Here is an 8,866-nt window from a genome sequence, read left to right as displayed (position 1 = left end):
GGCTGGGGAGGTCAGATTGCCCAGCCGTTTTTTACCCAACCCCAGAATATACATTGTGCGACGCTTAGCGCTCCTCCTGGAAAAAATCTATCCGCGGATGTACAAATGGAGTTTTCGACCGAATTGCGAAAGGCACTCCTGCGCAACGTCGCTCGAAATGGCCTTACTTGGAGTGGTGCAGTTACGATTTTGCTAAATTCGTCAATGCTGCTCTTGATAGAGAAACACGTCCAACGGAGGAGTTAGAAAAGCTGGTCGGAGCAATTAGGCCGGTGGCTGCACATGCAGGCGCTCACGTCGTTAGGCGCGAAGAGTTTGGCGTCTTCGACGGGTACAAACTCAGTGATCAACCTGAAAATCAATCGCATGGCGCAATGGCCTCATCTCCGCCTGCGAACTGGATAAACCCTCAACGTTTTCGCATGTTCATCAGCCACATTGCGATTCATAAGGACAAGGCGACTCGCCTTAAAAGTTGCCTCATCCGCTATGGTATTGATGGATTTGTAGCGCACGAAGACATTGAGCCCACTGTAGAATGGCAAGCCGAAGTAGAGAAGGCGCTCCGAACGATGGACGCTTTTCTGGCGATCCACACAGTAGGTTTTGCCCAAAGTATCTGGACTCAGCAGGAGGTTGGGTATGCGGTTGGCCGCGGAGTAAAGATTATATCTCTCCAAATGGGTGAAGACCCCACGGGGTTCATATCTAAACATCAAGCGCTTCGCAGAGGCGACCGAAAGGCCGAAGAAGTCGCTGCGGAGATTGATGGCATCCTCGCGAAAGACCCTGGAACTAGAGACAAGCTGAGGGCGGCAAAGGATGCCCTTCGATAAGTGGGGGCGGCCCTTGTTGCCGCCGGTGTAAATCCGCGCTTTTTTGGCGGCACATGGGAACGGCGCCGCGCCGACAGGACGCCGTCGGGAGAGATCCCTGTGGCGTGTGTTCCGGGCGAGTTGGGCTGGTTGCTGCAAGATCGACGTCGAAGCCGAGATGCGCCGGAACCGGGCCTGCCGCTTACTTTCATGATGCCCTCTGGTCCGACGAGGTGACTGACGCAAAAAAGACAGACGCTGCGCGCCCGCAGTTATGACAGAGCTGGAGTCCTGGCGATTTTTTGTTTGTCGCCAGCTGACTCAACGCCGCGCCACCGTCCGAAGTGGGCGACGACCTCCCTTGACGCTCGATGGGCGCACCATGATCCGACACGGATCGCATTCAGTCGCGGTAACGCCGATTTCGTTCTGCATGCAAGGCCCGACCACGGGGAGTTGCCTGATAGCGACGCCGAGGCTCCCTTTGCCGATCAGCACGAAACTTTTGTGCGCAGTTTTTGATGCAATAGATCTGTCCTCGATCGCAGCATCGACAGACAAGAACCCGAGTGCGGCAGCAACCGCACAGGAACATCCTGCTTGAAAGGCCATCGTCGCGTGCAGCCGGCGGCGCGCTGCAAATCCCTGAGCGCGCGATCGAACTGCGGCGCCATTCAGCTTGTAGCCGGCTCGGCTTCGCGCAACGCGGTGATCTGCAGGTAAAGCGATTCCGGCGCGATATCAGGATGATTGTCCGGCAACAGATCGAGCGCCATTTCGGAAATTTTTTGCAGCAGTTCGTCTGATGTCGGCGCGTCGGCGGCGGCGGGGATGTCGTCGCAATGACCGCTCCAGACCGAGGCCTCCTGATCCCAAGAGGCGGAAATGGTGAAAATCACGGGTCTCGACATCGGCGCTTCCTGCGAGTCTTGCGGCGCGATCCGACGCGGCACCGCACTTGAACCCTATCACAGACCAAGGCAAGCGTCATTGCGCCAAGATGTACCGATCCGTTCGCCTCGGTTCGCCACCTGATTGCCCGCGACGATGGGCGTAGGCCGAGGCCGGGGTCACTGCTTCCGTTCGGGATATCCGATGTACGCGCAGAATTGCTCCACGGCCGCGGTCACGGCCCGATCGGAAATGCGTCCCGAGATGCCGCATTTCGCGCCAGACAGGGCGCGAAAAGATCGGCTGAAAAGTGAAGCTGATCACAGTCGGCCTATGGATTACGTTGTAGACTGCAACAAGACGCGGTCGGGAGCGAGCAATGTCCTTGGACCAATTTCTCGACCAGCCACCTGCGCAGCTGGAGGATGGCGTCGGGCTCGCGCTCTCCGGCGGCGGCTATCGCGCGATGGTCTTCCACGTCGGCGCGCTTATTCGCCTCAACGAGGTCGCCCTGCTGCGCAAGGTCAAGCGGATATCAAGTGTCTCCGGCGGGTCCATTACCGCGGGGGTACTTGGAATAAGCTGGAAGGACCTCACGTTCACGGGCGATGTCGCGTCGAATTTCGGGATCGTCGTCGAGCGGGTCAGAAAGATGGCCGACACGTCGGTCGACGCTGGCGCGATCATTGGCGGTATCCTGCTCCCGGGGTCGATCAGCGACCGGGTGGCCAAAGCGTACGACTCCGTCCTCTTCCAGGGCGCCAAGCTCAGCGCGTTGCCCGATGATTCCCAGCCCGGCAACCCTGGTTTCGTTATCAACGCTACCAACATCCAGACCGCCGCGCTTTGGCGCTTCTCCCGTAACTATATGGGGGACTATCGGGTCGGCCTGGTGGAGCACCCGGATGTCCCGCTGGCCACCGCGGTCGCAGCCTCGTCCGCCTTTCCGCCGGTGCTGTCGCCGTTGACGCTTCAGATCGGGCAGCCGGTCGTCAACATGCCGGGCGCCGATCTACACCGCGAACCTTTCACAAAGACCGCGGTGCTGAGCGACGGCGGCGTGTATGATAATCTCGGCCTCGAAACCATTACGAAACGCTACGCGACGCTGCTTGTCAGCGACGCCGGCCAGAAGATTGCTCCGGAGGAGGCTCCCCAACATGATTGGGCCCGGCACTCGCTGCGGGTGCTGGATACGATCGACAACCAGGTAAGAAGCCTGCGCAAGCGCACCCTCATCGATTCCTACCTGCGGAACGAGCATAGCGGTACCTACTGGGGCATCCGGACCGCATTCGTCGACTACAAGCTCGCGGCCGATCCGCTCCAATGCGCGACCAGAAACCCAACCCCGCTGGCGGAGATCCCGACCCGTCTTGAGGCCCTGCCCCGCGATGTTCAGGACCGCCTCATGAATTGGGGCTACGCGGTCTGCGACGCGGCTTTGAGGGCGCATCTGGACGCCGCACTGCAGGCCAAACTCGGCGTCACGATCACACCGCCGGCCAAATTTCCTTTCGCGGAGGGATATTGAGCTATGATGCCGTTTCCCCGTTGGCAGCACGGCTGTCCGTGGGCACGATGCCCCTCTTGAATGGAATGCGATCAGGTGAACCGCGATGGCGCTGGTCGAAGTGAATCCCGGCTCCGGGCCTGAAAGCAAGGCGCAGAGATGCCTGGCAGGGGCATTGCCGAGCGACTGGATCGTCACCACCAACATCCAATCGCACAACTTCGAGGATTGGGGGCTGTTCGGCACGGGTGAGGTCGACAGCATCGTCATCAGCCCGCGCGGAATTTTCGCACTGGAGTTCAAGAACTGGCGCGGCGCGAGCATCATTCCCAACAAGAACAAAGCCTGGGTGGTGGATGGCGCGGAACGCAAGAACCCGTTTCCGCAGGGACAGGCGAAGCGATACGCCATCAAGGATTTGTTCAAGAACTTCGATCGTCGATTCGACGACGATTCCCTATTTCAATATCTGATCGTCCTGACCCATCCGGAGGGCGTGCTGGATTGGAGCGCAAGCGACATTCGCGGGCCACTCAGGTCTCGCGTCGCGCTGCTCGATCAGGTCCCCGACAGAATCCGTGAGATTGAGCCGAGGGAGAAGAAAAAGCTTCATGCCGACCTCGTGCGCAAGGCGTTGCAGGAACTCGCGCCCGCCGTCATGCCGGCCGAAGTCGCCGAGTCGTGGGCCATTCGGCCGAGCCGCTCGCACCTCGAGATCAAACAGGTCGTGGAGGGTATCGTCGAGGCGATCCAGCCGGATCAGGCGATCATCGGCCTGCGCGGGATCGATTACGCCGGCGAACTCGAACTGCTGCGTGACGGCGAGATCAAGGGGATGCTGCGCGAGCAAGACGTCACGTCCCGGAAGCTGAAGAATCCCCTCGACCTGCTCAGGCCCGGCCAGGGGGTCCGGGCCCAGATTATCGGCATCGGTCCCGACACCCAGGAAATTTCCCTCGGTATCAAGCAGCTCGAAGCCGTGTCCGATCCGGTCGGCAGGCTGAAGGCCGGTCATCGTGCCACCGCGCGCGTCCTCGATATTCTCGCGGACCACGCGCGACTGGACCTTGGCGGGGTGTTCGGAACGTTGCCGTTCGACGAACGCTCATATTTCGACGAACACGCGAGCGTCACGCTCAACGAGAGAATCCGGGTGGTGGTGACTCGTAACGATCGCGAGCGCCGCGACCTGTTGGTGCGCGAGCTTCACACGGCCGCGTTCGCTGACCTGCAGGTCGGCCTCAGCGCCGTCGGAGAGGTGAGCAGGATCACCGCCAAGGGCGCGGAGGTCGACCTCGGGCCGATCAAGGGTTGGCTGCCCGCCGCCGAGATGACGTGGCGGCAGGGGCCGGACCCGGCCGGTCTGCTCACGGTCCCCCGGCAGGTCAGGGTGAAGATTCTTAGCACCGACCCCGCGCGGCGCCGGGTGACCCTGAGCTTGAAGCAGCGCCGGCCTGACCCGCTCGGCCGGCTCAAGACCGGCGCCCCTCTTGGCGGCCGGGTGCGCGAGACCACCGCCAAGGGCGCCGTGGTCGACCTCGGCGGCATCGATGGCTGGCTTGCTGCCGCCGATATCACGTGGCGACAGCTACCGGATCCGGTGCGTTCGCTGTCGCTGGGGCAGCGGATCCAGGTGCAGATCATCCGCATCGATCAGGCCAAGCGCGAGGTCGTGGTGGGGGCAAAGCAACTCATCCCCGACCCTTTCGGCAAGTTGCGAGCCGGCATCGGTGTTCATGGACGCGTCAGCGAGGTCACCGCCAAGGGGGCGGTCATCGATCTCGGCGACGTCGACGGTTGGCTGCCCGCCGCCGATGTCACATGGCGGCAGGTGCGGGATCCGGCACGTCTGCTCTCGGTCGGACAGCTGGTAAAGGTGAAGATCAACCATGTCGATCCATCGAGGCGCGAGATCGTGCTGGGCATGAAGCAGCTGGAGCCCGACCCGCTGCGCGAGCTGCAGGCCGGCATCAGCACGTCTGGACGAGTGAGCGAGATCTCCTCCAAGGGGGCGGTCATCGATCTCGGTACCATCAACGGCTGGCTGCCGGCGGCCGATATCACGTGGCGGCAGATGCGCGACCCGACGCGTCTGCTGTGGGTCAGTCAGCGGGCGAAGGTGCGGATCGCGCGTGTCGACCGGGTCACGCGCGAAGTAGCTCTCGAGATGAAGCAGCTTCGGCCCGACCCGCTTGGCGAGCTGCAGGCCGGGATCGAAACGGTCGGACGGGTAAGCGAGATCACGGCCCACGGCGCGGTGCTCGACCTCGGTGATGTCGACGGTTGGCTGCCGGCCGCCGATATCACATGGCGGCAAGTGCCGGACCCGAGCCGGCTGCTCCTGGTCGGACAACGGGTGAAGGTGAAGATCATTCAGGTCGACTCGGCCAAGCGCAGGATTGCGCTGGGAATGAAGCAGCTGCAGCCGGACCCGGTATGCGGTCTGCAGGTTGGCGCCAGCGTCACCGCCTGCGTGAGCGAGATCGGTGCCAAGGGCGCACTTGTCGACCTTGGCCGCATCGATGGTTGGCTGCCGGCGGCCGATATCTCATGGCGGCAGGGATCGGATCCGGCGCAGCTGCTCTCGATCGGGCAGTGGATCCCGGTGCAGATCCTGCGCATCGACGCGGCCAAACGCGAAATTGCGGTGGGAATGAAGCAGCTGCAGCCCGACCCGTTGAGCAAGCTACGGGCCGGCACCTGCGTTTTCGGACGCGTAAGCGGCGTCGCCGCCGCGGGCGCGGTGATCGATCTCGGCGGTATCAACGCTTGGCTGCCCGCCACCGATATGAGATTGCAGCCAGGATCTGATCCGGCTGGTCAGTTCCCGGTCGGGAAGAAGCTCAAGGCAAAGATCATTCACATCGACTCGGCAAAGCGGGCCGTCTCGTTGGCCGTGGAGCAAGTGCGGCCCGATCCGTTGCTCCGCTTGAACATCGGCGATCGCCTGGAGGCGCGCGTCGGCTGCATCTTTGATGACCACTTGGTGGTTGATCTCGGCGGCGTCTTCGCCCGGCTGCCGGCAACGGAAATACCGGGAACCGCCGTGCCGGATTCACCCGTGCCCAGGCCGGTCGCGACTCCGGTGATGTCGCTCAAGAAATCCGTCGAGCCGGGCGTCGTGCGCCAGAGCTTTGGTCATGGCCGCTCCAAGCAGGTGGTGGTCGAAAGGGTAAAGCACAGACGGCTGGGCCGGTTCGATCTGAGCTTCATTTCGCTCAACGATCGGTTCGAGGTCAAAATCATCAAGCTCGATCGCGCGACGCGTTACCTGGAGGTCAGCCGTACGTGCGCCATCGAGGAGGAATCGCGACACCTTGCCGACGTGGCGGAGCAACATATTCAGGCCGGCGACTATGCCACCGCGGTGGCGGTCGCGCTCGAAGCCTTCAAACGTGAGAGGAAGGCTTTCGTGTACGTCCCCGAAGCCGAACAGGCCTTGTTGCGCGCCTGCGCGAACTTGCGCGAGCTCGCGGTGCTGGACGCGCATTCCGCCAAGGTGACGTCGGTCGCATTCAGCGACGACGGCAAGCGAATCGCGACCGGATCGCTTGACGGAACGGCGCAGGTTTGGGACGCCGAAACCTTTGCGCGGGTCGGTTCGGCCATGCGGCATCTCGATGGCGTGGTCTGGGTGGCGTTCAGCTGCGACGGCAGGCGGATACTGACGGTCTCGGGTCGCGGGCGCGTGCGGGTTTGGGACGCGATCCGCGGCGAGCCGGTCGTCCAGCTCGGCAACAACAAGCATATCGCAACCAGCGCGGCATTCAGCCGGGACGGCAAGCGGGTGGTGACCGCGGCGCGCGATGGCGCCCAGATCTGGTATGTCAAAACCCGCAGGCCGATCGGCGCGCCGTTGCGGCATAACGGTGCGGTGCTGAGCGCGGCATTCAGCCCCGACGGCGTGCGCGTGGTCACCGCAAGCCAGAACTCGGTGCGAATCTGGGATGCCGCATCGCAGCAGCAGATCGGGCCGAGGATCGAAGGGGGGGCGACGAGCGCCGCATTCAGCGCCGATGGACGCTGTGTGCTGATCGCCTCCCGCAACCGGACGCGGATACTGGATGCCGAAACGCGTGCGCAGATCGCCGTCCTCGAACACGAGGGCGAAGCTGGCATCGCATTCGATCCCGGCGGCACGCGCGTCCTGACGATCGCTCGAGGCAAGTCGGCGCGCATCTGGCATATCGCCAATCACGCTGAAATCGCCGTGCTTGCCGACGATGGTGGAAGCGTGACTTGTGCGGCATTCAGCCCGGACGGCTCCCGCGCGGTGACCGGCACGTTCGACGAGAGAGTGCGTGTCTGGGATGTCCAGATCTACCCGCAGGCCGCTGCCGCCGAGGCCTGTACGCCGGCGAATCCGGCCGGAAAGCGCGTGCTCATCCGCTCCGCCGGAAGTCCAGGACGAACCTGGCACGCCTACCACACGCCCCACGAGCTGATCGACCTGGCCAGGACGATGATGCCACGCTCGCTCACGCAGCGGTAGCGCGAACAGGCCGCCCTCGGCCCCCAGACTATTTCGTCGTGCCCGTGCTTTCGGACCCGGGAGCCTCGCCGTCCCCCCAATTGCGCCGCGCGCCATCCGGGCTACGGTACCGACGCCACGCCCGCGCCAATTCGGCGGCCCACCCCTGGAGGAGGACAACCCATGAAACGACTGATGATCCTGAACGGCCCCAACCTCAATCTTCTGGGTGTGCGGGAGCCGCATATCTATGGCACCACCACATTGGCCGAGATCAGGCAAAGCTGCGAGCAAGTGGCGGGGCAGTTGGGAATGGCGCTTTCCTTTCACCAGTCCAACCATGAAGGCGAACTGGTCGACCTGATCCAGTCGGCGCGGCAGAGCGCCGATGCCATCGTCATCAATCCGGCCGGCTATTCCTTCACCTCGATTGCGATCCTCGACGCCATCAAGGCCTTCGAAGGCCCAGTGCTGGAAGTGCACATCTCCAACATCCATGCCCGCGACGAATATCACCGGCATTCGAAGATCTCGTCGGTGGCGACCGGCGTGATCTGCGGATTGGGACCTTACGGCTATATTGCGGCGATCAACGCGCTGGCCCAGATGGCAAAGAAGGCCTGATCGACAAGCAAGTCGTGCCGCTTGTCGCCGCCCGGAATTCGTCATCTGCCTCTTGCTGATTGTAATCGTAGTATTGATCGATTTTGAGGCGGATCGCGCATGCCAAACGACCGCCAAGCTACTTTGCATGGGGTTGTTTTCGATATTTTAGATGCGAGAGCCGCGTCGGCGCTGCGGCTGGCTTGCCGAGCCGTAGCTCGCGGCCAGGCTCATCGGAATGCAGCCGCGTTCGCCCGCCACCGGCGTGATCTGCGGATTGGGACCGTATGGCTATATCGCAGCGATCAGGCCACGGGCATCGGCCTCTCACCCCCTCTCCCGCTCTTCGCGGGGGAGGGTGGGGTGGGGGCGCGGCATCGGCGGTGTCAGTTACATGTAGCCGCGATACGCGATCGATGGATTTTCGCCCGGAGCTTCCCCCACCCCAACCCTCCTCCGCGAAGTGCGGGAGAGGGGGCGCAGGAGCGCAAGCTTCCAGATGATCGGAACTTCGGAAATGCGGGAGCAGTCATGGCCGGGCTTGTCCGGGCCATTCCAGGTTTTCCCGCCGCA

The 8,866-nt window shown here is 62.8% G+C and carries 6 protein-coding genes; 4 read left to right on the top strand and 2 right to left on the bottom strand.

The annotated features are described in order from the left end of the window. The first annotated feature begins 272 nt into the window (after positions 1-272). The gene (locus ABSG20_RS22675) at positions 273-836 is read left to right on the top strand and encodes a toll/interleukin-1 receptor domain-containing protein (protein ID WP_423866751.1); all 564 of its coding nucleotides are present in this window, start codon (positions 273-275) and stop codon (positions 834-836) included. A 653-nt stretch (positions 837-1,489) separates the two neighbouring features. On the opposite strand, the gene ABSG20_RS22670 is transcribed toward ABSG20_RS22675, so the two are convergent. Continuing rightward, entirely contained in the window at positions 1,490-1,726 is a 237-nt protein-coding gene (locus ABSG20_RS22670) for a DUF1902 domain-containing protein (RefSeq protein WP_423866750.1), read from the bottom strand. A gap of 359 nt (positions 1,727-2,085) precedes the next feature. Here ABSG20_RS22670 and ABSG20_RS22665 point away from each other — a divergent pair, with 359 nt between their 5' ends. From ABSG20_RS22665 to aroQ, 3 genes are all read left to right on the top strand, one after another. Beyond that, complete coding sequence (locus tag ABSG20_RS22665; RefSeq protein ID WP_423866749.1) at positions 2,086-3,240, top strand: patatin-like phospholipase family protein; 1,155 nt, start codon at positions 2,086-2,088, stop codon at positions 3,238-3,240. 85 nt (positions 3,241-3,325) lie between these two features. Beyond that, positions 3,326-7,711: a S1 RNA-binding domain-containing protein gene (locus tag ABSG20_RS22660; RefSeq protein ID WP_423866748.1), complete on the top strand. Its 4,386-nt coding sequence runs from the start codon at positions 3,326-3,328 to the stop codon at positions 7,709-7,711. 162 nt (positions 7,712-7,873) lie between these two features. Further along, on the top strand, positions 7,874-8,314 hold the full coding sequence (aroQ, locus tag ABSG20_RS22655) for a type II 3-dehydroquinate dehydratase (RefSeq protein ID WP_423866747.1): 441 nt from the start codon (positions 7,874-7,876) through the stop codon (positions 8,312-8,314). Between the two features lie 369 nt (positions 8,315-8,683). Here aroQ and ABSG20_RS22650 read toward each other — a convergent pair. Next, positions 8,684-8,866, bottom strand: a 183-nt coding sequence (locus ABSG20_RS22650; RefSeq protein ID WP_423866746.1) for a hypothetical protein, incomplete at its 5' end; no start/stop codon positions are given.

The organism is Bradyrhizobium sp., assembly GCF_049512235.1.
Classification (GTDB): Bacteria; Pseudomonadota; Alphaproteobacteria; order Rhizobiales; family Xanthobacteraceae; genus Bradyrhizobium.
The sequence above is the reverse complement of the archived record's forward strand: the minus strand, read 5'-3'. Positions and strand labels throughout refer to the sequence as shown.

What these genes read in the sequence shown, in the direction of transcription:
- ABSG20_RS22670 (WP_423866750.1), bottom strand. Translation starts at nt 1,726, where the DNA reads ATGTCGAGACCCGTGATTTTCACCATTTCCGCCTCTTGGGATCAGGAG.
- ABSG20_RS22665 (WP_423866749.1), top strand. Translation starts at nt 2,086, where the DNA reads ATGTCCTTGGACCAATTTCTCGACCAGCCACCTGCGCAGCTGGAGGAT.
- ABSG20_RS22660 (WP_423866748.1), top strand. Translation starts at nt 3,326, where the DNA reads ATGGCGCTGGTCGAAGTGAATCCCGGCTCCGGGCCTGAAAGCAAGGCG.
- aroQ (WP_423866747.1), top strand. Translation starts at nt 7,874, where the DNA reads ATGAAACGACTGATGATCCTGAACGGCCCCAACCTCAATCTTCTGGGT.